We start from the raw sequence: 24,136 nt of genomic DNA, 5'->3' as shown, positions 1-24,136 counted from the left end.
ATTCGAGATCGGCGCCGTCGATGCTGAGGAAGCCTGTGGGGGAAAGGGTCATGTGAAGCTCCGTTCTCTCAACATGCGAGCGACGCAACAACAGCTCTCTCATTCCCTCCCCCCTTGCGGGGGAGGGGCAGGGAGAGGGGTGCCGCTTGCTCCGCTGCGCGACCAAGCGCGACAACAACGCCGCACTGTCCGATAACGATGTGAGATATGTTGATATGGCCGTGCACGATCTTAGGCGTCAGCGCGCTGGGCTCACCCCTCTCCCCAACCCTCCCCCGCAAGGGGGGAGGGAATGAGAGAGCTGTTGTTGCGTCGCTCGCATGTTGAGAGAACGGAGCTTCACATGACCCTTTCCCCCACAGGCTTCCTCAGCATCGACGGCGCCGATCTCGAATACCGCATGATCGGTCCCTCGCCGGACACCGCACCCACCATCGTGATGCTGCATGAAGGCCTCGGCTGCGTCGGGCTGTGGGGCGATTTCCCCGAGAAGCTGCAGGCTGCGACCGGCGCCGGCGTGTTCGCCTATTCGCGTGCCGGTTATGGCGCCTCGTCGCCGGCAAAACTGCCGCGTCCGGTCGACTACATGCATCGCGAGGCGCTCGACGTGCTGCCGAAGCTGCTGGACCGGATCGGCTTCCGCCGCGGTCTTTTGGTCGGCCATTCCGACGGCGCGTCGATCGCGGCGGTCTATGCCGGCGCGCATCAGGATCATCGCCTGCAAGGTCTCGCGCTGCTCGCGCCGCATTTCATCGTCGAGGACATCTCGGTGCAGTCGATCGCCGAGATCAAGACGGCGTATGAGACCACCAATCTCAGGGAGAAGCTGGCGCGCTGGCACAAGGATGTCGACAACGCCTTCCGTGGCTGGAACGACGCCTGGCTCAATCCGACATTCCGCGACTGGGATATCTCAGAGTATCTCGCCTATATCCGCGTGCCGGTGCTGATCGTGCAGGGCGCCGACGATCAATACGGCACGATGCGCCAGGTCGAGATCGCCCAGGACGAATGCTACTGCCCGGTCGACGTCGCCGCGATCGCCGGCGCTGGCCACTCGCCGCACCGCGAGGCATCAGCGGTGACGCTGGAGGCGGTCACCGAATTCGCCCGGGCGGCGCTGCGCGACGACCCGGCGCTGGCCGCCTGACATTTCCTGCCGGTGCCAGGTCATTGGCCCAGCGAGTGATTTTTCCGAACATGAAACAAAATGCATGTTTTTGCGTTTTGAACTAGACCAGATCGAAAACATGCATTATTGTGCACGTCGACATCGACGACGAACCTTCAAGCGAATAACAGCAAGACAACAGATAAGGGTGGCCCATGGCTGGTGACGATCGCGTCCTTGCAGGCGGGGCGAAGTACATCGACTTCCAGACCGATCCGTCGCGCTACCGGCACTGGAAGATCGACATCGCGGGCGACGTCGCGACGCTGACCATGGACGTCGACGAGAACGCCGGCCTGTTCGAGGGCTATCAGCTCAAGCTCAATTCCTACGATCTCGGCGTCGACATCGAGCTGGCGGACGCCGTGCAGCGGCTGCGCTTCGAGCATCCCGAGGTGAAGGTGGTGGTGATGCGCTCGGGCAAGAACCGGGTGTTCTGCGCCGGCGCCAACATCCGCATGCTCGCGGGCTCGACCCACGCCCACAAGGTCAATTTCTGCAAGTTCACCAACGAGACCCGCAACGGCCTGGAAGATTCCAGCGAGAACTCCGGCCAGAGCTTCATCACCGTCGTCAACGGCACCGCGGCCGGCGGCGGCTATGAGCTGGCGCTCGCGACCGACCACATCATGATGGCCGATGACGGCGCCGCCGCCGTCGCGTTGCCGGAAGTGCCGTTGCTTGCGGTGCTGCCGGGCACCGGCGGACTCACCCGCGTCGTCGACAAGCGCAAGGTGCGTCGCGACCATGCCGATTTCTTCTGCACCATCGAGGAAGGCATCAAGGGCAAGCGCGCCGTCTCCTGGCGCCTAGTCGACGAGATCGCGCCGAACTCCAAGCTCGAGGGCAAGCTGGCCGAGCGGGTCAAGGAATTCGCCGCGAAGTCGAAGCGCAACGGCGCGGGCAAGGGCCTCGCGCTAACGCCGCTGACGCGCACCATCGACGACAGCGCGATCCGCTACGGCTTCGTCAGCGTCGATATCGATCGCGCCGCGCGCATCGCCACCATCTCGATCAAGGCGCCGGAAACCGCCGCACCCGCCGATATCGACGGCATGACCGGGCAGGGCGCAGCGTTCTGGCCGCTGCAGGTCGCCCGTGAACTCGACGATGCGATCCTGCATCTGCGCATCAACGAGCTCGAGATCGCGATGCTGGTGTTCAAGAGCCACGGCGACCGCGCCAATGTCGTGTCCTATGACGCGTTCCTGGAGGCCAACAAGGCGTACTGGCTGGTCAACGAGGTCAGGCATTACTGGAAGCGCGTGCTCAAGCGCATCGACGTCACCTCGCGCACGCTGGTGACGCTGGTCGAGCCCGGCTCCTGCTTCGTCGGCACGCTGGCCGAACTCGTGTTCGCCGCCGACCGCTCCTACATGCTGATCGGCCAGAAGCAGGGCGACAACCGCCCGCCGCCGGCGATCGAGCTGACCGCGATGAATTTCGGGCCCTATCCGATGAGCCACGGCCTGACCCGGCTGCAGTCGCGCTTCCAGGCCGACCCGTCTGATCTCGAGCGTGCGCAAGGCGCGATCGGCAAGGCGCTCGACGCTGAAGAAGCCGAGGAGCTCGGTCTCGTCACCTTCGCGCTCGACGACATCGACTGGGACGACGAGGTCCGCGTGTTCTTTGAGGAACGCACCTCGTTCTCGCCCGACGGCCTCACCGGCATGGAAGCCAATCTGCGTTTCGTTGGACCCGAGACCATGGAATCGAAGATCTTCTCGCGCCTCACCGCGTGGCAGAACTGGATCTTCCAGCGGCCCAACGCGGTCGGTGAAGACGGCGCGCTGCGCCGCTACGGCACCGGCCAGAAGGCGCAATTCGACATGACGAGGGTTTAGAGGCGAGTAGGGAGTGGCGAATAGCGAATAGGGATCTCCATTCGCTACTCGCCATTCGCGGCAATTGATCTGGTCCAACGCGGGAGAGCTCCCAATGAACATGAACATCATGAACGTCGATTACTCGACCAAGATTCCGAACAACGTGAATCTCGCCGAAGACCGCCAGGTGCTGAAGGCGCTCGAAGGCTGGCATCCCGGTTACATGGACTGGTGGAAGGACATGGGGCCGGACGGCTTCCAGGAATCGTTGGTCTATCTGCGCACCGCCTATTCGGTCGATCCGCGCGGTTGGGCCAAGTTCGACTACGTGCGGATGCCTGAATACCGCTGGGGCATTTTGCTTGCGCCGCAGGAAGAGAACCGCGTCATTCCGTTCGGCGAGGATTTCGGCAAGCCGGCCTGGCAGGAAGTCCCCGGTGAGCACCGCGCCATGCTGCGTCGCCTGATCGTGATCCAGGGCGACACCGAGCCCGCCTCGGTCGAGCAGCAGCGCCATCTCGGCAAGACCGCGCCCTCGCTCTACGACATGCGCAACCTGTTCCAGGTCAATGTCGAGGAAGGCCGCCATCTCTGGGCGATGGTCTACCTGCTGCAGAAATATTTCGGCCGCGACGGCCGCGATGAGGCCGACGACTTGCTGCGCCGCCGCTCGGGCGACGCGGATAGCCCACGCATGCTCGGCGCCTTCAACGAGGCGACGCCGGACTGGCTGTCGTTCTTCATGTTCACCTACTTCACCGACCGCGACGGCAAGATGCAGCTACACTCGCTGGCGCAGTCGGGCTTCGATCCGCTGTCGCGCACCTGCCGCTTCATGCTGACCGAGGAAGCGCATCACATGTTCGTCGGCGAGACCGGCATCACGCGTGTCGTGCAGCGCACCTGCGATGCGATGAACGAAGCCGGCATCTCCGATCCGAACGACATCGCCAGGATCCGCGCGCTCGGCGTGATCGACCTGCCGACCATCCAGAAGAAGCTGAACCTGCACTATTCGCTGTCGCTCGATTTGTTCGGCTCCGAAGTGTCGACCAATGCGGCCAACGCCTTCAACGCCGGCATCAAGGGCCGCTACAAGGAAACCACGATCGAGGACGATCACCAGCTCAAGAGCTCGACCTATCCGGTCATGAAGATGGTGGATGGTCAGATCAAGCTGGTCGACGAGCCCGCGCTGACCGCGCTCAACATGCGGCTGCGCGACGACTACACGCAGGATTGCGTCAAGGGCATGCTGCGCTGGAACAAGGTGATCTCGACCGCCGGCATCGACTACAAGCTCGCGGTGCCGAACACCGCCTTCCACCGCCAGATCGGCGAGTTCAAAAACATCCATGCGACGCCCGATGGCCTCTTGATCGACGATGCCACCTGGGCCAAGCGCAAGAACGACTGGCTGCCGTCGACCGCGGACGGCGACTTCATCGCCTCGCTGATGAAGCCGGTCACCGAACCCGGCGAGTTCGCCTCCTGGATCTCGGCGCCGAAGGTCGGCATCGACAACAAGCCTGGCGACTTCGAATATGTGAGGATCGAGAGCTGAGTTTCAGCTCACTCATGTAGCCCGGATGAGCGAAGCGATATCCGGGGTAGGACTGCCCCGCATGTCGCTTCGCTCATGCGGGCTACTTGCTCTCTCCTCCCGGAGGGGCCGAAAAGGGGTGAGCCGATAAGGTCCTGGCTCGCCCCTTTTCTTTTTTGATTTGTGGAAGGGTTGCTTAGGTGGGCTCTGCTCCACCTCGCCCCGCGTGCGGGGAGAGGTCGGAACGCATCGCAGGATGCGTTCCGGGTGAGGGGGAGCCTCCGCGAGTGCATCTGCCGCCGTGTATGCGGCAGCGGCCCCTCACCCCAACCCTCTCCCCGCGAAGAGCGGGGCGAGGGAGCACAGTTCCGTTGCGGTCGCTTATCGACCCAATCTCGTCACGCGCTCTACCCCGCGATCTCCAGACCCGCCGTCGCGTAGACCACGCCGCCATCGACCGCGATGGTGTTGCCGACGACATAGTCGCCGGCGCGCGAGGCGAGATAGATCGCGGTGCCCGCCATGTCCTCGTCGCTGCCGACCCGCCGCGACGGAACGCGTTGCGCGACTTCATCGGCGTGGTCGCGCGCCGCCCGGTTCATGTCGGACTTGAAGGCGCCCGGCGCGATCGCGGTGACGTTGATGTTGTCCTTGATCAGCCGCGTCGCCATGCGTCGCGTCAGATGGATCACCGCGGCCTTGCTCGCGGCATAGGAATAGGTCTCCATCGGGTTGACGAAGATGCCGTCGATCGAGGCGATGTTGATCACCTTGCCCGGTCTGTCGTGCGTCGCCGCCGCGCGCAGCGGCTTGGCCAGCGCCTTGGTCAGGAAGAAGATCGACTTGACGTTGAGGTCCATCACCTTGTCCCAGCCGCTTTCCGGGAATTCGTCGAAGTCCGCACCCCATGCCGCGCCGGCATTGTTGACGAGGATATCGAGCTTCGGCTCGCGCTTGATGATTTCACCGGCGAGCTTGTCGCAGCCTTCGACGGTCGAGATGTCGATCGGCAGCGCGATGCATTCGCCGTCATAGGCGGCGGACAGCTCCTGGGCGGTGGCCTCGCAGGGACCTGCCTTGCGCGCGGTGATGTAGACCTTGGCGGCGCCCTGCGCGAGGAAACCGGCCGCGATCATCTTGCCAATGCCACGCGATCCCCCGGTCACCAGTGCGACGCGGCCTTTCAGTGAGAACAGATCCTTGAACATGCGCTCCTCCATTGCGTTGCCGGTGGTTCTGAGCGCGGCCGGGGATCGAGTCAAGGAAGCTGAATACCCTCTCCCCCTGTGGGAGAGGGTGGCGCCGCAGGCGCCGGGTGAGGGGTCTCTATCCGCGGAGACAGACCCCTCATCCGTCGCGGATTTCGCATAGCCGATGCGTGGCATCGGCGATCTTCGAGAACGGTGGCCGCAGGCCACCTATGGCCACCTTCTCCCACAAGGAGAGAAGGGCAGCAGAGTTACGTGCTCACAAGGGAAGAAGGTTAGGCGATCACGCCGCGTCGATGCGACGGAAGCCGTTCCACACCGCGGTGGCGGCGCCGGAGGTCAGGACCGGCAGCAGGCGGGCGTCCTGGTAATTGCCGTTCAGCGAGACCCGCTGCAACGCCGTCAGATGGTCGGCGCTTTCGGCAAACAGCATGCCCGGCCGCGTCGTGACCGCAGTCCTGAAACCGATCACCTTCGCGAGGGCGAATTCGCGCTGCCCGGCGGCGATCCGGTCGCCATAGGGGTAGGCGAGATGCAGCGCCGGCCGTTGCAGCGCGTCCTCGATCCGCGCCCGGCTGGTCGCGAGCTCGAACGAGGCGATGGTCTCGCTCTGCTTGGCGAGATTGCAATGGGTGATAGTGTGCGCGCCGATGGTGACCAGCGGATCGTCGGCAAAGCCGCGCAACTCGTCCCAGGACATGCAGAGCTCGCGCGCGATGCCGCCCTCGTCGACGCCATGGTGGACGCACAGCTCGGAGATTGCGGCCTGCATCTCCTGCTCACCAGGTAGCGAACGCAGCCAGTCGTGCATGCGGCCGAATGCGGTCCGCTTGGCTTGCGGCGTCGCGGTGTCGATCCGCGTGATGATGCCGTCGATCGGCACCTCGATGGCGGACGCTGTCGCGATCACCCGCTCCAGCGCAATCCACCACAGTTTGCCGCAGCCCTCGGCGAAATCGCTTGCGACAAAGACGGTGAACGGCGCGCCGAACTCGCGCATGACAGGCAGCGCGAAATCGCGGTTGTCGCGATAGCCGTCGTCGCAGGTGAAGCAGGCGAAGCGCCGCGCGAAATTCCGTTCGGTGAGGCGGCGATGCGCCTCGTCCATGCTGACGATCTCGACGTCGAGTGCGCGCAGATGCGTCAGCATCGCGCGCAGGAAATCCGGCGTGACCTCGAGATGGTGGTTGGGCTGGAACGCGTCGCCGCGCCGCGGGCGGACGTGGTGCAGCATGAAGATGGTGCCGACGCCGGCGAAGATCGGCCGCAGCAGATGGTGTGCGCCGGAAAAATACAGCGCCTCCAGCCCGGCACGGATCACGGTGTTGCGGAGCTGTTTCATGAGGGCGCGGGGCCGCCGATTTGCATTCCGCCGCAAACTTAGCGAAAGACCACTGAAGAAACTGTTATCCCGATCCGACATGGAGCCCCGCCATGGTGCCTGATTTGGGGTTTGACAGTCAGCCAAGGGTTTGTTTTCTCTCTGCTTCCCGACCCCGCAGGATGCTGAATGCACGGACTTTTCAAGTGGAGTAGCAAGTGGTGGCCTGGGGTGATTCCGCTGGTCGTCCTGTGGGGTATCGCGGCCTGGACCTCAACGGCCACGGTCGAAGCGGACCTTGCCGCGCGCTCCAATGCCGCATTGAAGGACACCGTCCTCGACAAGCGCCGCATCGGCGTCGACGGCCGCGACGTCACCTTTGCGGCCAACGCCTTCTCTGAAGACGGCCGTCTCAGCGCGGTGGCGTCGGTCGAGGCCGTGCCGGGCGTGCGGCTCGTCAACGACGAGACCCGCCTCGTTCCGGAGGCCAAGCCGTTTGTCTGGTCCGCCGAACGCGACGTGGTGCGGGTCACGCTTGGCGGCAATGCGCCATTGCCGTCGAGCAAGAGCAAGCTGGCCGAGGCCGCGAAGGCCAACCTCGGTGGTGTTGAGGTGGTGGATCAGATGGCGCTCGCCCGCGGGGCGCCGTCGCGGTTCGACACGGCGGCGCTGTTGCTGCTCGACCAGATCGGCAAGCTGAAGGAAGGCAAGATCACGCTGACCGACAACAAGGTCAATCTCGCGGGCATGGCGCGCGAGCTCGGCGGACGCGAAGCGGTCGCGGCGGCGCTGAAGAACCTCCCGGAGGGCTATTCGATCGCCGCCAACGATATCAAGGCGCCGCCTTACGTGTTTCAGGCCTACAAGGACCCGGTCGCGGTGACGCTGACGCTGACCGGCTACGTGCCCGATAACAACGTGCATGCCGCGCTGGTCGCGGCCGCCGGCCGCAAGTTCTTCAGCGAGAAGGTGGTCGACAATCTCAAGGCCAGCCTCGGCGCGCCGTCAGGATTTGCGGCAGCGGTGGTGCCGGCGCTCGGCGCGCTGTCGCGGCTGTCGACCGGCACGCTCGTGGTGTCGGATCGCGAGGTGAAGCTGTCGGGCGATGCGCTCTATGATGCCGCGGCCGGCCAGATCCGCGACGGGCTCGGCAAGGATTTTCCGCAAGGCTGGCAGTACAAGGCCGAGGTCACGGTGAAGCCGGCGGCGGCGCCGGTCGATCCCACCGTGTGCCAGCAGCTGTTTTCCGAGATCCTCTCCAAGGGCAAGATCCGCTTCGAGTCCGGCAAGGCAGACATCGTTGCGGATTCCGCCGGCCTGCTCGACCGTCTGATCGAGACCGCGATGCGCTGTCCCAATGCGACGATCGAGGTCGCCGGCCATACCGACAGCGACGGTGAGGAAGCGGCGAACCAGGCATTGTCGGAGCGGCGCGCGCAGGCCGTGGTCGATTATCTCGTGCGCGCCGGTCTGCCGGCCAACCGCTTCACGCCGATCGGGTATGGCAGCACGCAGCCGCTGGCCGGCAACGAGAATGAAGACGGCAAGGCGCAGAACCGCCGCATCGAATTCGTGGTGAAGTAGCGATGACCGTGCTCGCGACATTCTTCTGGGGTTGGCTGCTCGGCGCAGCCCTGCTTGGCTTCGGCATGGGCTGGATCGCGGTGGTCCATCGGGCACAGGCCGTCTCGAAGGTGTGGATGATCTGGCTGGCCGTGCTCGCCGCCGCGCTGGTGGGGGCATCGTTCGCGCGGATCGTGCCCGGCCGCTTCGGCTATTGGCTCGATCTCTTCCTGTGCATGTTCGCGCTCTATCTCGTCGGCTGCGCGATCGGCTCCTGGCTGCGCGACTGGGTGGTTTCGCGCAGCAAGCCGGCGAGCTGACCCGAACCCTTGATCCAACGGACTTAAGCGATTTCGTCGGTCGCCGGCGGCGTCGCATCGATCATATTGTTTGACATTAATACGTACGTACGTATTAAATGCCGTCCATGCCAAAACCCTCTCTCCGCGATGCCATCCTCGACGCCGGCCTGAAGGAAATGTTCCGGACCGGCTATCACGGCACCAGCGTCCGCGACGTCACCGCGGCCGCCGGCGCGCCGCAGGGCTCGTTCACCAACCACTTCCGCTCCAAGGAGCTGTTCGCCTCCGAAGTGCTCGACCGCTACTTCCTCTATGTGCGCGGCCTCGTCGCCGAAGCGTTCGGCGACACGACGCTGGCGCCGCGCGAAAGGCTCCGGCGCTATTTCGATCTCATCACCGGGAAGCTGGCGCATGACGGCTTCACCCGCGGCTGCCTGATCGGCGATTTCAGCCTCGAGGCGTCGGGCTCGAGCGAGATGCTGCGCGAGCAGCTCGACGAGATCTTCCGGGAATGGCGCGCGCCGTTTGCGGCCTGCATCGCCGAAGCGCAGGCCAAGGACGAGATCGCGTCCGACTTCGATCCCGACGAGCTTGCCGATTTCCTGCTCGCATCCTGGCAGGGCGCGATGCTGCGCATGAAGGTCGAACGCAGCGCGGCTGCGCTCGAGCGTTTCAAGACGATCGCATTCCAAACCGTGTTCAAGGAGTTGCCATGACCATATCCGCCGACATCAGCCTGCATCATCGCGCCGTGCTTGGGTCCACGATGGCCTATCGCGAGCTTGGGCGCCGCGACGCGCCGCACGTGCTGTTCCTGCACGGCAATCCGACGTCATCGTACATTTGGCGCAACATCATGCCGCTGGTGGCGCCGGTCGGGCACTGCGTCGCGCCCGACCTGATCGGCTACGGCCAGTCCGGCAAGCCCGACATCGCCTACCGCTTCTTCGACCACGCGGACTATCTCGACGCGCTGATCGATGAGCTCGGCATCAGCTCGGCCTATCTCGTCGCGCAGGATTGGGGCACGGCGCTCGCGTTCCATCTTGCGGCACGTCGTCCGCAACTCGTGCGCGGGCTCGCCTTCATGGAATTCATCCGCCCGATGCGGGATTGGTCCGAGTTCCACCAGCACGAGGCTGCGCGGGAGACGTTCCGCAAATTCCGTACGCCGGGAGTAGGCGAAGCAATGGTCCTCGACAACAATGCGTTCGTCGAGCGCGTGCTGCCCGGTTCGATCCTGCGCACGCTCAGCGAGGAGGAGATGGAAGCCTACCGCGCGCCGTTTGCGACGCGCGACAGCCGCAAGCCGACATTGATGCTGCCGCGCGAACTGCCGATCGCAGGCGAACCTGCCGATGTCGATCGGGCGCTCACTGAGGCGCATGCGGCGCTTGCGGCATCGACCTATCCGAAACTGCTGTTTGCGGGGTCGCCTGGAGCATTGGTATCGCCGGCCTTCGCCACCGATTTCGCGGCGAAGTTGCAGCATTGTGCGCTCATTCAGCTCGGCGCCGGTGCGCACTATCTGCAGGAAGATCATCCGGAGGCGATCGGGCGCTCGGTTGCCGGCTGGATCGCCGGCGTCGAGGCCGCGAGCGCGCAACATCTCGCAGCATGAACGGATGGGAGAGCACGCCATGACCGACCTTTCGATCACCTATTGCCGCCCCTGTGGTTACGAGAAGCGCGCCAGGGAGGCCGCAGCGCTGCTGCGCGAGCGCCTCGGGCTCGATGCGGAGCTGGTGCCCGGCAAGGGCGGCGTCTTCGAGGTCAAGCTTGACGGCAAAGTGATCGCCCGCCGCGTCAAGGGGCATTTCCCCGATGCGGCGGAGATCGCCGCCGCGGCGGCAGCGGCGCAGGCATAGCGATACGCGGGCTTACCAAATCGCCGTCGCATGACCCATGCGGCGGCGATTTTCACTGCACGGGCGTCGCGCGTTATGCCTGCTCCCCGTAGTTTTCCGGATGGTCTTGCGCACCGATCGGCGGGCTAACTGCCGCACGTGCATGTCAAGCCTTGTCGAACGTGGCGGGAAACGCGCATATTTGTGCATCCGCTGTCATGAATCATCCCTAATATCTTGAAGATGCGCGTTTTATTGTCGTTTGACGAATTCCACTCCGGCTTAAAACGCGCTACACGGGGCGGGGCACAGCGAAGCGCCGGCGCAGTTCGCCCGGGAGCCGTCGTCGCGGGATCGCAATTCGAGGTCTAGATGCTGGAAGCAATACGCAGGGCGATGGCGTTTCTGCGCCAGAAGCAAATCCTGCATCGGCTGGGTGTTGTCATCAGCATCGCCGTCATCGGCATCGCCTGCTACGTCCTCTATCACATGCTGCGGGGCATCGACACCAATGAGGTGCTCGAGGCCATCAAGAGCACCGAGCCGCGGCAAATCGCGCTGGCGGGACTGTTCGTCGCAGCCGGCTACTTCACCCTGACCTTCTACGATCTGTTCGCGGTGCGCGCGATCGGCCACGCCCACGTGCCCTATCGCATCAATGCGCTCGCGGCGTTCACCTCCTATTCGATCGGCCACAATGTCGGCGCCAGCGTCTTCACCGGCGGCGCGGTGCGCTACCGGATCTATTCGGCCTGGGGATTGAACGCAATCGACGTCGCCAAGATCTGCTTTCTCGCCGGTCTCACCTTCTGGCTCGGCAATGCCGCGGTGCTCGGGCTCGGCATCGCCTATCACCCCGAGGCCGCCGCCAACATCGACCAGCTGCCGCCCTGGCTGAACCGCACGCTGGCCTTCGCGATCATCATCGCGCTGGTCGCCTATGTGGTCTGGGTCTGGACGCAGCCGCGGGTGGTCGGCCGCGGCCCCTGGACGGTGACCCTGCCGGGCGGTCCGCTGACCCTGCTGCAGATCGCGATCGGCATCGTCGATCTCGGCTTCTGCGCGCTGGCAATGTACGTGCTGGTGCCGGACGAGCCCAATCTCGGCTTCGTCGTGGTCGCGGTCATTTTCGTGTCGGCGACCCTGCTCGGCTTCGCCAGCCACTCCCCCGGCGGGCTTGGGGTGTTCGACGCCGCCATGCTGGTCGGCCTCTGGCAGATGGACCGCGAGGACCTGCTCGGCGGTATGCTGTTGTTCCGCCTGCTCTACTATATTGCGCCGTTCGTCATATCTGTAATCTTGCTGACGTTTCGGGAGGTTATCGTTGGCGCCCGACTCAAACGGCTGCCGCAGGCTGATTCGGGTTCCCGCGCAGAGCCGCATCATGAGGCGGTTCTGGTCCGCAAGCGCGGTGACTCCGGCGTCTGATGAAGCGGCCCGATGCCTCCCGAGGGACGGTCGCTATGGCCGCGCCTGGGCGAGACATGAACCGACGGGAAGAAAGCCGCCGCGATGGCAATTGACGATTCTCCGCCTTCCATATTCTCGCCCTGGCCTGACCGGCTGCGCCATTCCGCGCTGATCCTGCTTGCCGCAGCGCTGGCCTTGAGCGTGGTGGTCGCGCTCGGCGAATTGTCGCTGGTGCGCGCCTGCGCGGTGTTCGTCTGCATCGCGGCCGCGGCCCTGGTGCCATGGCGGCTGCATGATGCCGGCACCTCGCGCGAGGATGTTCGCCACGGCAATCCGGTCGAGGCTACCGCCGTCAGCGCCGTCGTCGCCGGCATGCCGGATCCGGCTGTGCTGCTCGATCGCGCCGGCCGCGTCATCCATCTCAACGCCGCCGCCTCGCAACTCGCGCCGGCGTTGCGCAAGAACGAGCTGGCGCAATTTGCCCTGCGTTCGCCGGAGATTATCACCGCATTGCGCGAGGCGATCGCGACCACCGAGCCGCGCCGCGCCACCTACAGCGATCACGTTCCGGTCGATCGCTGGATGGAACTGGTGATCACGCCGGTGCCGGTGCCGACCCAGTTCGGCGGCACCGAGAAGTGCATGCTGATGACCTTCCACGATCTGACGCCGCTGCGCCGGGTCGAGGAGATGCGCGCCGATTTCGTCGCCAATGCCAGCCACGAGCTGCGCACGCCGCTCGCCGCGCTGTCCGGCTTCATCGACACGCTGCAGGGGCCGGCACGGGAGGACGCGCGGGCGCGCGAGCGCTTCCTCGGCATCATGCACACCCAGGCCACCCGGATGGCGCGGCTGATCGACGACCTGCTGTCGCTGTCGCGAGTCGAGCTGTCGGCCCATGTGCGGCCCGAGGCGTCGATCGACATCGTGCCGATCATCCGCCAGGTGGCCGACGGGCTTGAGGCGCTGGCCAGCGAGCGCCAGGTCGAGATCGATGTCGACCTGCCTCAGGCCCCGGTCATGATCGCCGGCGACCGCGAGGAACTGCTCCGCCTGTTCGAGAACCTGATCGAGAACGCGCTCAAATACGGTGCCTCGGGCGGCCGCGTCATAGTGTCGCTTAATCAGACCGTTTCGGGCGCATCAGGCGAGGGGACCCCCGAAATCCGTGTCCTGGTACGGGATTTCGGCCCCGGCATCGCCCCGGAGCACCTGCCGCGGCTGACCGAACGGTTCTACCGGGTGGACGTCGGCGACAGCCGAAACCAGGGCGGAACGGGCCTCGGATTATCGCTGGTGAAACATATTCTTAACCGTCATCGCGGGCGTCTTGTGATCGAAAGCGTGCCGAACAATGGCGCCACTTTTACCGCCTGTTTTCCCTGGCCGAAGAGCCCGTTGCCGACCCAAAGCTAAGCGTTTTCAGTCGCTTAGAACTGTCATCCAAGTGTCATCCAACCTTCGTAAAAGCGGCACCGACCGCTCTTAGATGGACCGGCGTGAGCGCGATCGGGCGCATTCGGCGCTTCGCTCACAAGATGGAGACCACCCCATGAATTTCATCAAAGCAATCGTCGCTGCCGGCCTGGTGGCCGCGTCGACGTCGGCCTTCGCTGCCGATATTACCGGCGCGGGCGCAACGTTTCCGTTCCCGATCTATTCGAAGTGGGCTGACGCCTACAAGAAGGACACCGGCAATGGCCTGAACTATCAGTCGATCGGTTCGGGCGCCGGCATCAAGCAGATCCAGGCCAAGACCGTGACCTTCGGTGCGACCGACGCGCCGCTCAAGGCGGAGCAGCTCGAGAAGGACGGCCTCGTCCAGTGGCCGATGGTGATGGGCGCGATCGTTTCGGTCGTGAACGTCGAAGGCGTCAAGCCGGGCGATCTCGTGCTCTCCGGCGAAGTGCTCGGCGACATCTATCTCGGCAAGATCACCAAGTGGAACGACGCGGCGATCGCCAAGCTCAATCCGAAGCTGACCCTGCCGGCCGATGCGATCACCGTCGTCCGCCGTTCGGATGGTTCGGGCACCACCTTCAACTTCACCGACTACCTCTCCAAGTCGAACGCCGACTGGAAGTCCAAGGTCGGTTCCGGCACCGTGGTCGAATGGCCGGTCGGCGTCGGCGCCAAGGGCAACGAAGGCGTTGCCGGCAACATCAGCCAGACCAAGAACGCGATCGGCTATGTCGAATACGCCTACGCCAAGCAGAACAAGCTGACCTACACTGCGCTGGTCAACAAGGCCGGCAAGACCGTGCAGCCGACCATTGCCGCCTTCCAGGCTGCTGCGTCGAATGCCGACTGGTCCAAGGCCCCCGGCTATTACGTGATCCTGACCGACCAGCCCGGCGAAGCCTCCTGGCCGATCACCGCGGCGACCTTCATCCTGATGCACAAGGACTCGACCGACAAGGCGGCCTCGCAGGAAGCGCTCAAGTTCTTCAAGTACGCCTTCGAGAAGGGTGGCAAGGCGGCCGAAGAGCTCGACTACATCCCGATGCCGGACTCGGTCGTCAAGCTGATCGAGAAGACCTGGTCCTCGGACATCAAGAGCTAAGTCCAACGCTTCGAATGAGGCCTGTGCCGCCTCCCAAGGGGGCGGCACAGGTTGAGCGACCAAGACCGGGCCCCATCACCGCGGCAAGAAACGCGGCAAGATACGCGGATTGGGCCCGGGGTTCGCGCCCCGGGAGGCGCAACCGGAACGACGTCCGGCCTCATGCGTCGATGAAGATCGCTTCGGGGGCGTAGCGGTTGGTGCAGCTTTTAAATAAAAAAGAGGAAATTGGCGTGGCAGACATGGCTGTTCAGAGCGATGTGATGGAAGCCGCCGGACCTTACGATCGCGCCAAGGCCCTCAGCGCCTTCAAGCTGGGTGACCTCACCTTCTATTGGATCACCCGCATCTCGGCGATTTCGGTCCTGTTGATCCTCGGCGGCATCATCCTGTCGCTGATCGTCGGCGCCTGGCCGGCGATGAAGGAATACGGCTTCGCCTTCCTCTGGACCCAGCGCTGGGCGCCCTCGGCCGATCCGCCGGTACTCGGCGCGCTCGGCCCGATCTACGGCACGCTGATCACCTCGGTCATCGCGATGCTGATCGCGATCCCGGTCGGCATCGGCATCGCCGTGTTCCTCACCGAGCTCTGCCCGCAGATGCTGCGCCGCCCGATCGGCATCGCCATCGAACTGCTCGCCGGCATCCCCTCGATCATCTACGGCATGTGGGGCTTCTTCGTGCTGGGCCCGTTCCTGGCCAATACCTTCCAGCCCTTCATGATCCGGATCTTCGAGGGCGTTCCGGTGCTGGGCGCGGTGTTCGCTGGCCCGCCGTCCTATCTCAGCCTGTTCAACGCGGCGCTGATCCTTGCCATCATGGTGCTGCCCTTCATCACCGCGATCTCGGTCGACGTGTTCAAGACCGTGCCGCCGGTGCTCAAGGAAGCCGCCTACGGCATGGGCTGCACCACCTGGGAAGTCGTCCGCAGCGTCGTGATCCCCTACACAAGGGTCGGCGTGATCGGCGGCATCATGCTGGCGCTCGGCCGCGCACTCGGCGAGACCATGGCGGTGACTTTCATCATCGGCAACTCGTTCCGCATCTCGTCGTCGATCTTCGCGCCGGGCACCACGATCTCGGCGGCGATCGCTAGCGAATTTGCCGAGAGCGACGGCCTGCACCAGTCCGGCCTGATCCTGCTTGGCCTCCTGCTGTTCGTGCTGACCTTCTTCGTGCTCGCCGGCGCCCGGCTGATGCTGATGCGGCTTGAAACGAAAGCGGGGAAGTAGCGCCATGAACCCGATCTACAAATCCCGCCGCCGCAGCGACATCGTCATCCGCGCACTTTGCGTCGGCGCGGCGCTGTTCGGCGTCACCTGGCTGGCGCTGATCCTGTTCACGCTGGTCTATAACGGCCTGGCCGGCCTCAGCGTGCAGCTGTTCACCCAGAACACGCCGCCGCCGGGCTCGACCGAGGGCGGTCTGCTCAACGCCATCGTCGGCTCGGTCATCATGACCGTGATCGGCGTCGGCATCGGCGCGCCGCTCGGCCTGTTCGCCGGCACTTACCTCGCCGAATACGGCAAGCACGACAAGCTCACCTCGGTGATCCGCTTCATCAACGACATCCTGCTCAGCGCGCCGTCGATCATCATCGGCCTGTTCATCTACGGCGCGGTCGTGGTGCCGATGCGCGGCTTCTCGGCGATCGCTGGCAGCCTTGCGCTCGCCGTGATCGTGATCCCGGTCGTGCTGCGCACCACCGAGGACATGCTGCTGCTGGTGCCCAATCCGCTGCGCGAGGCGGCCTCCGCGCTGGGCCTGCCGCGCTCGCTGGTGATCAAGCGGATCGCTTATCGTGCTGCGCGATCGGGTCTGATTACCGGCGTGCTGCTGGCGACCGCCCGCGTTGCCGGCGAGACCGCGCCGCTGCTGTTCACCGCGCTGTCGAACCAGTTCTTCAGCTGGGACTTGACCAAGACGATGGCCAACCTGCCGGTGACCATCAACAACTTCGTGCAGAGCCCCTACGCCTACTGGAAAGAGCTGGCGTGGAGCGGCGCACTGCTCATCACATTCACCGTGCTCGCACTGAATATCGGCGCGCGCATCCTTGGTGCCGAAAGGGCCGCAAAATGACCGAGCTTTCCGTCTCAACGACTGCCGCGGGCCACGTTCCCCAGGTTCCGCTTCCCGAAGCGCAGCCGAAAGTCACGGTGCGCAACCTCAACTTCTATTACGGCGAGCATCACGCGCTGAAGAACATCAACCTGACGCTCGGCACCAACCGCGTCACGGCGTTCATCGGCCCGTCCGGCTGCGGCAAGTCGACCCTGCTGCGCATCTTCAACCGGATGTATGACCTCTATCCGGGCCAGCGCGCGGTCGGCCAGCTGATGCTGGATCAGACCAACATTCTCGATCCCAAGCTCGACCTCAATCTGCTGCGCGCGCGGGTCGGCATGGTGTTCCAGAAGCCGACGCCGTTCCCGATGACGATCTACGAGAACATCGCCTTCGGCATCCGCCTCTACGAGAAGATCTCGAAGTCCGAGATGGACGACCGGGTCGAGAAGGCGTTGCGCGGCGGCGCGCTGTGGAACGAGGTCAAGGACAAGCTGAACGCTTCCGGCCTGTCGCTCTCCGGCGGCCAGCAGCAGCGCCTGTGCATCGCGCGCACCGTGGCGGTGCGTCCCGAAGTGATCCTGTTCGACGAGCCGTGCTCGGCGCTCGATCCGATCTCGACCGCCAAGGTCGAGGAGCTGATCCAGGAGCTCTCCGAGGACTACACGATCGCGATCGTCACCCACAACATGCAGCAGGCGGCGCGCGTCTCCGACAAGACCGCCTTCATGTATCTCGGCGAGCTGATCGAATTCGACGACACCAACAAGATCTTCACGTCGCCGAGCGATCGACGGACCCAGGACTACATCACCGGCCGATTCGGCTAGAGCATGATCCGGAAAAGTGGGAACCGGTTTTCCGATCGGATCATGCTGAAACATGGACACGAGATCATGATCCCCCGGGGATCATGATCGAGGGGAGAGGGACGATGGCTTCTGAACATACCGCCAAGGCATTCGACAGCGACCTGCAGGAATTGACCCGCCTGGTCGCCGAGATGGGCGGCCTCGTCGAGCGGATGATTACCGAGTCGGTCGACGCGCTGATCCGGCGCGACGTCGCGCTCGGCAAGCGCGTGGTCGCCGCCGACATCGAGATCGACAATCTGCAGCGCGTCATCGAAGAGCGCGCGGTGCTGACGATCGCCCGCCGCCAGCCGATGGCGATCGACCTGCGTGAAATCGTCAGCGCAATGCGCGTCGCCACCGATCTCGAGCGGATCGGCGACCTCGCCAAGAACATGGGCAAGCGCGTCGCGGCGCTGGAGAGCGATTTCCAGCCGCTGAAGCTGATCCGCGGCCTGGAGCACATGACCGACCTCGTGCTGTCGCAGGTCAAGTCGGTGCTCGACGCCTATGCCGCGCACGATCTGCCGGCGGCGATGAACGTCTGGAAGGGCGACGAGGAAGTCGATGCGATCTGCACCTCGCTGTTTCGCGAGCTGCTCACCTACATGATGGAGGATCCGCGCAACATCTCGTTCTGCATCCATCTGATGTTCTGCGCCAAGAATATCGAGCGGATCGGCGATCACGCCACCAATATCGCCGAGACCGTGTTCTACATGATCGAAGGCCAGCAGATCACCGACAAGCGCCCGAAGGGCGACATGACCAACTTTGCCACCACGGTGCCGGGTACCTGACATGATCCACGCGTGCGGAAATGGATTGTCTTCGCGACAAATCGTTTCCGCGGGGATCATGCCGACGGAAGTAAGCGTTTCGGTTTGCGTCTGGGCAACGGATCACCACAGAGAAAGAACTTAGACCGATGAGCGCACGCATTCTGGTAGTCGAAGACGAGGAAGCGCTGACGACGCTGTTGCGCTACAACCTCGATGCGGAAGGCTACGATGTTGAGACGGTGGGGCGCGGCGACGATGCCGACACCCGCCTGAAGGAGCGCGTTCCCGACCTCGTGGTACTCGACTGGATGCTGCCGGGCCTGTCCGGCATCGAGCTGTGCCGCCGCCTGCGGGCGCGGCCCGAGACCAAGCAGCTTCCGATCATCATGCTGACCGCGCGCGGCGAGGAGAGCGAGCGCGTGCGCGGGCTCGCCACGGGCGCCGACGATTACATCGTCAAGCCGTTCTCGGTGCCGGAACTGCTGGCACGGGTGAAGGGCCTGTTGCGCCGCGCGAGCCCGGAACGTCTTGCGACCGTGCTGACCTATGGCGACATCGAGCTCGACCGCGAGAAGCGCCGCGTGGCGCGCTCGGGCCGTCCGATCGATCTCGGGCCGACCGAGTATCGCTTGCTCGAATTCTTCCTCGAGCATCCCGGCCGCGTGTTCAGCCGCGAGCAGCTGCTCGACAGCGTCTGGGGCCGCGACATCTATATCGATGAACGCACCGTCGACGTGCATATCGGCCGGCTGCGCAAGCTGCTCAATCCGGGCCGCGAGCAGGATCCGATCCGCACCGTGCGCGGCGCCGGCTATGCGCTCGACGACCGCTTCGCAAAGGCCGAGCCGCAGCCGTAACGGCGCGTGTCGCGAGCACACGCCACAACGCCGCAAGCGGTGACGTGAATTGGTTCGTTATCGCGTGAGGTGAGCACACTGTCTGGCTCCCTCCCCCCTTGCGGGGGAGGGTTGGGGAGAGGGGTGCCGCTTGCGCTGACGGTTGCGAAGAATGCAAGCAGAGCGCAAGCGCCGTCGGTTCGGTTGAGAGGATGTCGCTACGCGTCTTCCGCCACAGCCCGGGGCTCACCCCTCTCCCCAACCCTCCCCCGCAAGGGGGGAGGGAGCCCGACGTGCGTGCTCACCTCACGTCATGCACCGCGCCTAGCTCGGGTCTTGATGCGCATGCGTCGACAAAAAAATCCCCGCTTTTGCGGGGATTTGCTTTTGCAGTCCAGGCTAGTTTTTCCCGAGTGCTTACTTGATCTGTGGCTTCGCCGACGGCCTGCGGCGGTCGCCGGCGGGCTGGTAGGCGACGCGCGAGTGATGCGCGCAATAGGGCAGGCCGCCGAGTGCCTTGCCGCCGCAGAAGAAGAATTCCGGGCTCGACGGATCGCCGACCGGCCAGTGGCAGGTGGCCTCGTTGAGCTCGAGCAGCGACAGCCGCTGGCTCATCGGCACCACGTTGTCGTAGGAGATCGGATCGGCCTCCATCTCGACCTCGAAGGCGTGCGCGAGCGCGGTGTTGCCGCGCGAGACCGGGCGCGCCACCCGCATCATGTGCTGGGCGGGACGGGCCTTGCGCTGCCGCGGGGCGGCTGTCGAGGGGGCCTTGGCGCGGCCGGAGAGGCCGAGCCGGTGCACTTTGCCGATCACGGCGTTTCGCGTCACATTGCCAAGTTCCGCTGCGATCTGGCTGGCCGAAAGGCCAGACTCCCAGAGCTTCTTCAGCTGCTCGACGCGATCGTCGGACCAGGTCAATACCGTCATCGCATTCTTCCTTTCGCATGGCGCCGGCCAGTCATTGGAACGGCGCTGCGAGCCAAATCTGGACAAATATCCCTGCGGCCAGAATCCCTTAGCCCTCGCCGGGCGCGGTCTTGCGCCCGAACGTTTACGTGAGACACGAAGGCTACTTAGAGGGTCCAGTACTGCCGCACGAGATGTCGTACCCGACAGGCCAAACGCTACAATATGGCGTGACTCTGGCGCAAGAGTCCGCGGCCGTGCGTCCACATGTTCCCACAAAGTTAAGCATTGCAATGAGGCTTTTCCACCGCACCGGAATGCTCCGGATTGCGCTGGTTTCGCATTGCAGGAAGGCCGGCAAGGGCAGGCTCCCGGCGATTGACACCGACCAGCCGCCGCATAGAATGGCCCTCACGTGCCGCCCGCAAAGGCGGCACGTTTTGTTTTCCGAAGCTGGCCGTTGCTGCGCTGGCGTCAAGGCGCGCGGCAATCGTCGGTTCAAAACCGTCAGTGAACGCCATGACCAACAGCGCCTCGTCGCATCTGCTCCCCGTCTTCGCCAGGGTCGATCTCGGCTTTGAGCGCGGTGAGGGCGCCTGGCTGATCGCAACCAACGGCGACCGCTATCTCGATTTCACCTCTGGTGTCGCGGTGAACGCGCTCGGGCATGCGCATCCGCATCTGGTCAAGGCGCTGCAGGAACAGGCGACCAAGCTCTGGCACATGTCGAACCTGTTCAAGAGCCCGGACGGCGAGGTGCTCGCGGCGCGGCTCTGCGAGCAGAGCTTTGCGGACTTCGTGTTCTTCTGCAATTCCGGCGCGGAAGCGATGGAGGGCGTGATCAAGCTGGTCCGCCACTATCACTTCTCCAAGGGCCATGGCGAGCGCTACCGCATCATCACCTTCGAGGGCGCCTTCCACGGCCGCACGCTGGGCACGCTGGCTGCGACCGGCTCGGCGAAATATCTCGAGGGCTTCGGCCCGCCGATGGACGGCTTCGACCAGGTGCCGCATGGCGACATCGAGGCGGTCAAGAAGGCGATCGGCCCGCACACCGCCGGCATCCTGATCGAGCCCGTGCAGGGCGAGGGCGGCGTGCGCTCGGCGCCGCAGGCGTTCTTCAAGGCCTTGCGCGCGCTCTGCGACGAGCATGGCCTGTTGCTGGCGTTCGACGAGGTGCAGACCGGCATGGGCCGCACCGGCGAACTGTTCGCCTACAAGCGCACCGGCGTCACGCCGGACGTGATGTCGCTGGCGAAAGCGCTCGGTGGCGGTTTCCCGATCGGCGCGGTGCTGGCGACGGCGCAGGCGGCGGCCGGCATGGCGCCGGGTTCGCACGGCTCGACCTTCGGCGGCAACCCGCTCGCGGTCGCAGCCGCCAATGCCGTGCTCGACGTCATGCTGAAGCCGGGCTTCTTCGACCATGTGCAGAAGATGTCGCTGCTGCTCAAGCAGAAGCTCGCTTCCGTGATCGACCGCTATCCCGGCGTGCTGTCGGAGGTGCGCGGCGAGGGCCTGTTGATCGGCGTCAAGGCCGTGGTGCCGTCGGTCGACCTGATCGCCGCGCTGCGCAGCGAGAAGCTGCTTACCGTCGGCGCCGGCGACAATGTGGTGCGGTTCCTGGCGCCCCTGATCGTGACCGAGGCCGAGATCGACCAGTCGATCACCTCGCTCGAGCGCGCTTGCGCAACGCTCTCGGCGGGACAGCCGAAGAAGGCGGCGGGGTGATGAGCAAGCCGGTCCGTCACTTCCTCGACATCGACGAGCTGCCGCTCGCCGAGCTACGCAACATGCTCTCCGCCGGAGCCGCCATGAAGGCGAAGCTGAAGGCGCATGAGAAGGGCAGGAAGCCGCTCGAAGGCAAGACGCTCGCGATGATCTTCGAGCGCCCGTCGACCCGCACAAGGGTGTCGTTCGACGTCGGCATGCGCCAGCTCGGCGGTGAATCCATCATGCTGACCGGCGCAGAGATGCAGCTCGGCCGCGGTGAGACCATCGCCGACACCGCGCGCGTGCTGTCGCGCTATGTCGATGCGATCATGATCCGCATCCTCAACCATGACGCGCTGCTCGAACTCGCGGCTCATGCCACCGTTCCCGTCATCAACGGCCTGACCCGGCGCTCGCATCCCTGCCAGGTGATGGCCGATCTCATGACCTACGAGGAAAATCGCGGCTCGATCGAGGGCAAGACGGTGGCCTGGACCGGCGACGACAACAACGTGCTGGCCTCCTGGGCGCACGCGGCCGAACGGTTCAAGTTCCAGCTCAATGTCGCGACCCCGCCGGAGCTTTCGCCGAAGAAGCCGATGCGCGACTGGATCAAGGCGACCGGCGCGCCGATCAAGCTCGGCACCGATCCGGAAGCCGCCGTGCGCGGCGCCGACTGCGTCGTCACCGACACCTGGGTGTCGATGGGCGACAAGGAGGGTGAGCACCGTCACAACGTGCTGCGGCCCTATCAGGTCAATGCCAAGCTGATGTCGCTCGCCAAGCCTGACGCCCTGTTCATGCACTGCCTGCCCGCGCATCGCGGCGAGGAGGTCACCGACGAGGTGATCGACGGGCCGCAATCCGTGGTGTTCGACGAGGCGGAAAACCGCCTGCATGCGCAGAAGGGCATTCTGGCCTGGTGCTTTAACGAAGTCGCGTAGGCGCAGCTAAGTAAGCGTTGTCGTCCCGGGCTAGCGAAGCGCGACCCGGGACCGATAACCACCGTTGTAAATTTTGCGAAAGCTGGGGCCCCAGCTTGGCGCAGCAACTCACATCGGTGGTTATGGGTCCCTGCTTTCGCAGGGACGACGGAGATATCCGCCTTAGTGAACCCCTTTATTTCACGGTCCGAGACCCCAGATAGAGCGCCATGGTTTCACAATCCCCCGACATCAAAATCACGACCGAGACGCCCACTCGCGCGCCGTCAGCGGTTCCTGTCGACGATACCGTGCTGGCCTTCGAGGTCGGCGCGCTGGACTTGCGTGGCCGGCTGACCCGGCTCGGCCCCGCGCTCGACGAGATCCTGCACAAGCACGATTATCCGCCGGCGGTTGGCAAGCTGCTCGGCGAGGCCATCGTGCTGACTACGCTGCTCGGTTCGTCCGTCAAGTTCGAGGGTCGATTCATCCTGCAGACCCGGACCGAAGGCCCGGTCTCGCTGCTGATCGTCGATTTCCAGGCGCCCGACCGGCTGCGTGCCTATGCGCGTTACGACGCGGCGCTTCTCAAGCCGGGACAGACCTCAGGCGAGCTGCTCGGCAAGGGCCACCTTGCGATGACCATCGATCAGGGCTCGAACACCAGCCGCTACCAGGGGCTGGTCGCGCTCGACGGCGGCGGCCTCGAAGAGGCGGCCCACGAATATTTGCTGCGCTCGGAGCAGATTCCGACGCGGGTGCGGCTTGCGGTCGGCGAGGAGATGCGCGGCGGCGAAGGCGGCAAGCTGCACTGGCGCGCCGGCGGAATCCTGCTGCAATTCCTGCCCAAGGCGCCGGAGCGCGCCAAGCAGGCCGATCTGCATCCCGGCGATGCGCCGGAGGGCACGGCGACGCACAGCGTGCCGGATGACGACGCCTGGGTCGAGGGTCAGTCGCTGATCTCGACCGTCGAGGATGTCGAGCTGATCGATCCCGATCTCTCCGGCGAGCGGCTGTTGTACCGCCTGTTCCACGAGCGCGGCGTTCGCGTCTTCAACCCGCAACCGCTGCGCGCGCAGTGCTCCTGCTCGCGCGATGCGGTGTCGTCGATGCTGAAGAGCTTTGCGCCGAACGATCGCGCCGAGATGGTCAAGGACGGCAAGGTCGTCGTGACCTGCGAGTTCTGCTCGTCGGTCTACGAGTTCACGCCGCAGGAAGCCGGCGTCGAGTAGACGCGTTCGTCGTCACACACAACGCGTCTGTTTCTGGATACGGATAGGCCGCGGCGTACTGGATGCCCCGCC

At 64.7% G+C, this 24,136-nt stretch carries 23 protein-coding genes; 19 read left to right on the top strand and 4 right to left on the bottom strand.

Going from position 1 to position 24,136, the window contains the following annotated elements:
• The first annotated feature begins 343 nt into the window (after positions 1–343).
• From FNJ47_RS11155 to boxB, 3 genes are all read left to right on the top strand, one after another.
• Entirely contained in the window at positions 344–1,150 is an 807-nt protein-coding gene (locus FNJ47_RS11155) for an alpha/beta fold hydrolase (RefSeq protein ID WP_163153126.1), read from the top strand.
• 176 nt (positions 1,151–1,326) lie between these two features.
• A complete protein-coding gene (boxC, locus tag FNJ47_RS11150; protein WP_163153125.1) occupies positions 1,327–3,015 on the top strand; it encodes a 2,3-epoxybenzoyl-CoA dihydrolase in 1,689 nt (562 codons plus the stop codon).
• A gap of 94 nt (positions 3,016–3,109) precedes the next feature.
• On the top strand, positions 3,110–4,561 hold the full coding sequence (boxB, locus tag FNJ47_RS11145; protein ID WP_163153124.1) for a benzoyl-CoA 2,3-epoxidase subunit BoxB: 1,452 nt from the start codon (positions 3,110–3,112) through the stop codon (positions 4,559–4,561).
• A 386-nt stretch (positions 4,562–4,947) separates the two neighbouring features.
• Here boxB and FNJ47_RS11140 read toward each other — a convergent pair whose 3' ends face one another.
• Positions 4,948–5,748, bottom strand: a complete 801-nt coding sequence (locus FNJ47_RS11140) for an SDR family NAD(P)-dependent oxidoreductase (RefSeq protein ID WP_163153123.1) — start codon at positions 5,746–5,748, stop codon at positions 4,948–4,950.
• 283 nt (positions 5,749–6,031) lie between these two features.
• Positions 6,032–7,090 carry a polysaccharide deacetylase family protein gene (locus tag FNJ47_RS11135; RefSeq protein ID WP_163153122.1) on the bottom strand — a complete coding sequence of 353 codons (1,059 nt, stop codon included), beginning with the start codon at positions 7,088–7,090 and terminating at the stop codon, positions 6,032–6,034.
• Positions 7,091–7,258: 168 nt separating this feature from the next.
• Here FNJ47_RS11135 and FNJ47_RS11130 point away from each other — a divergent pair, with 168 nt between their 5' ends.
• The 13 genes from FNJ47_RS11130 (at position 7,259) to phoB (ending at position 19,311) form a co-directional block, all read left to right on the top strand.
• Positions 7,259–8,653, top strand: a complete 1,395-nt coding sequence (locus FNJ47_RS11130; protein ID WP_163153121.1) for an OmpA family protein — start codon at positions 7,259–7,261, stop codon at positions 8,651–8,653.
• A 2-nt stretch (positions 8,654–8,655) separates the two neighbouring features.
• Entirely contained in the window at positions 8,656–8,952 is a 297-nt protein-coding gene (locus FNJ47_RS11125; protein WP_163153120.1) for a hypothetical protein, read from the top strand.
• A 107-nt stretch (positions 8,953–9,059) separates the two neighbouring features.
• On the top strand, positions 9,060–9,650 hold the full coding sequence (locus tag FNJ47_RS11120; RefSeq protein ID WP_163153119.1) for a TetR/AcrR family transcriptional regulator: 591 nt from the start codon (positions 9,060–9,062) through the stop codon (positions 9,648–9,650).
• Positions 9,647–10,555, top strand: coding sequence for a haloalkane dehalogenase (locus FNJ47_RS11115; RefSeq protein WP_163153118.1), 909 nt, complete (start codon positions 9,647–9,649; stop codon positions 10,553–10,555). Before FNJ47_RS11120 ends, FNJ47_RS11115 begins: the two co-directional genes overlap by 4 nt.
• Before the next feature lie 19 nt (positions 10,556–10,574).
• Positions 10,575–10,802 (top strand): SelT/SelW/SelH family protein, encoded by a 228-nt coding sequence (locus tag FNJ47_RS11110; RefSeq protein WP_163153117.1) that lies wholly within the window; start codon positions 10,575–10,577, stop codon positions 10,800–10,802.
• 351 nt (positions 10,803–11,153) lie between these two features.
• Positions 11,154–12,209, top strand: a complete 1,056-nt coding sequence (locus FNJ47_RS11105; protein WP_163153116.1) for a putative bifunctional lysylphosphatidylglycerol flippase/synthetase — start codon at positions 11,154–11,156, stop codon at positions 12,207–12,209.
• 84 nt (positions 12,210–12,293) lie between these two features.
• On the top strand, positions 12,294–13,607 hold the full coding sequence (locus FNJ47_RS11100) for an ATP-binding protein (protein WP_163153115.1): 1,314 nt from the start codon (positions 12,294–12,296) through the stop codon (positions 13,605–13,607).
• A 136-nt stretch (positions 13,608–13,743) separates the two neighbouring features.
• On the top strand, positions 13,744–14,754 hold the full coding sequence (gene pstS, locus FNJ47_RS11095; RefSeq protein ID WP_163153114.1) for a phosphate ABC transporter substrate-binding protein PstS: 1,011 nt from the start codon (positions 13,744–13,746) through the stop codon (positions 14,752–14,754).
• A 242-nt stretch (positions 14,755–14,996) separates the two neighbouring features.
• Positions 14,997–15,986, top strand: a complete 990-nt coding sequence (gene pstC, locus FNJ47_RS11090) for a phosphate ABC transporter permease subunit PstC (RefSeq protein WP_163153128.1) — start codon at positions 14,997–14,999, stop codon at positions 15,984–15,986.
• A 4-nt stretch (positions 15,987–15,990) separates the two neighbouring features.
• Positions 15,991–16,836, top strand: a complete 846-nt coding sequence (gene pstA, locus FNJ47_RS11085) for a phosphate ABC transporter permease PstA (protein ID WP_163153113.1) — start codon at positions 15,991–15,993, stop codon at positions 16,834–16,836.
• Entirely contained in the window at positions 16,833–17,651 is an 819-nt protein-coding gene (pstB, locus tag FNJ47_RS11080) for a phosphate ABC transporter ATP-binding protein PstB (RefSeq protein ID WP_163153112.1), read from the top strand. The genes pstA and pstB overlap by 4 nt, the downstream gene beginning before the upstream one ends.
• Before the next feature lie 104 nt (positions 17,652–17,755).
• Positions 17,756–18,472: a phosphate signaling complex protein PhoU gene (gene phoU, locus FNJ47_RS11075; protein WP_050403109.1), complete on the top strand. Its 717-nt coding sequence runs from the start codon at positions 17,756–17,758 to the stop codon at positions 18,470–18,472.
• 128 nt (positions 18,473–18,600) lie between these two features.
• Positions 18,601–19,311 (top strand): phosphate regulon transcriptional regulator PhoB, encoded by a 711-nt coding sequence (phoB, locus tag FNJ47_RS11070; protein ID WP_016844067.1) that lies wholly within the window; start codon positions 18,601–18,603, stop codon positions 19,309–19,311.
• A 396-nt stretch (positions 19,312–19,707) separates the two neighbouring features.
• Here phoB and FNJ47_RS11065 read toward each other — a convergent pair whose 3' ends face one another.
• Both FNJ47_RS11065 and FNJ47_RS11060 read right to left on the bottom strand, forming a co-directional pair.
• Positions 19,708–20,220 carry a GcrA family cell cycle regulator gene (locus FNJ47_RS11065; RefSeq protein ID WP_163153111.1) on the bottom strand — a complete coding sequence of 171 codons (513 nt, stop codon included), beginning with the start codon at positions 20,218–20,220 and terminating at the stop codon, positions 19,708–19,710.
• A 260-nt stretch (positions 20,221–20,480) separates the two neighbouring features.
• Entirely contained in the window at positions 20,481–20,720 is a 240-nt protein-coding gene (locus FNJ47_RS11060) for a hypothetical protein (RefSeq protein ID WP_163153110.1), read from the bottom strand.
• Here FNJ47_RS11060 and FNJ47_RS11055 point away from each other — a divergent pair.
• The 3 genes from FNJ47_RS11055 (at position 20,719) to FNJ47_RS11045 (ending at position 24,064) form a co-directional block, all read left to right on the top strand.
• Entirely contained in the window at positions 20,719–21,927 is a 1,209-nt protein-coding gene (locus FNJ47_RS11055; protein WP_163153109.1) for an aspartate aminotransferase family protein, read from the top strand. The two genes, FNJ47_RS11060 and FNJ47_RS11055, sit on opposite strands and share 2 nt — an antisense overlap.
• Positions 21,927–22,853: an ornithine carbamoyltransferase gene (gene argF, locus FNJ47_RS11050; protein WP_163153108.1), complete on the top strand. Its 927-nt coding sequence runs from the start codon at positions 21,927–21,929 to the stop codon at positions 22,851–22,853. The genes FNJ47_RS11055 and argF overlap by 1 nt, the downstream gene beginning before the upstream one ends.
• Positions 22,854–23,062: 209 nt before the next feature.
• Positions 23,063–24,064, top strand: a complete 1,002-nt coding sequence (locus FNJ47_RS11045; protein WP_163153107.1) for an Hsp33 family molecular chaperone — start codon at positions 23,063–23,065, stop codon at positions 24,062–24,064.
• The last annotated feature ends 72 nt before the right edge of the window (positions 24,065–24,136 follow it).

The organism is Bradyrhizobium uaiense (assembly GCF_010811875.1).
GTDB lineage: Bacteria > Pseudomonadota > Alphaproteobacteria > Rhizobiales > Xanthobacteraceae > Bradyrhizobium > Bradyrhizobium uaiense.
The sequence above is the reverse complement of the archived record's forward strand: the minus strand, read 5'-3'. Positions and strand labels throughout refer to the sequence as shown.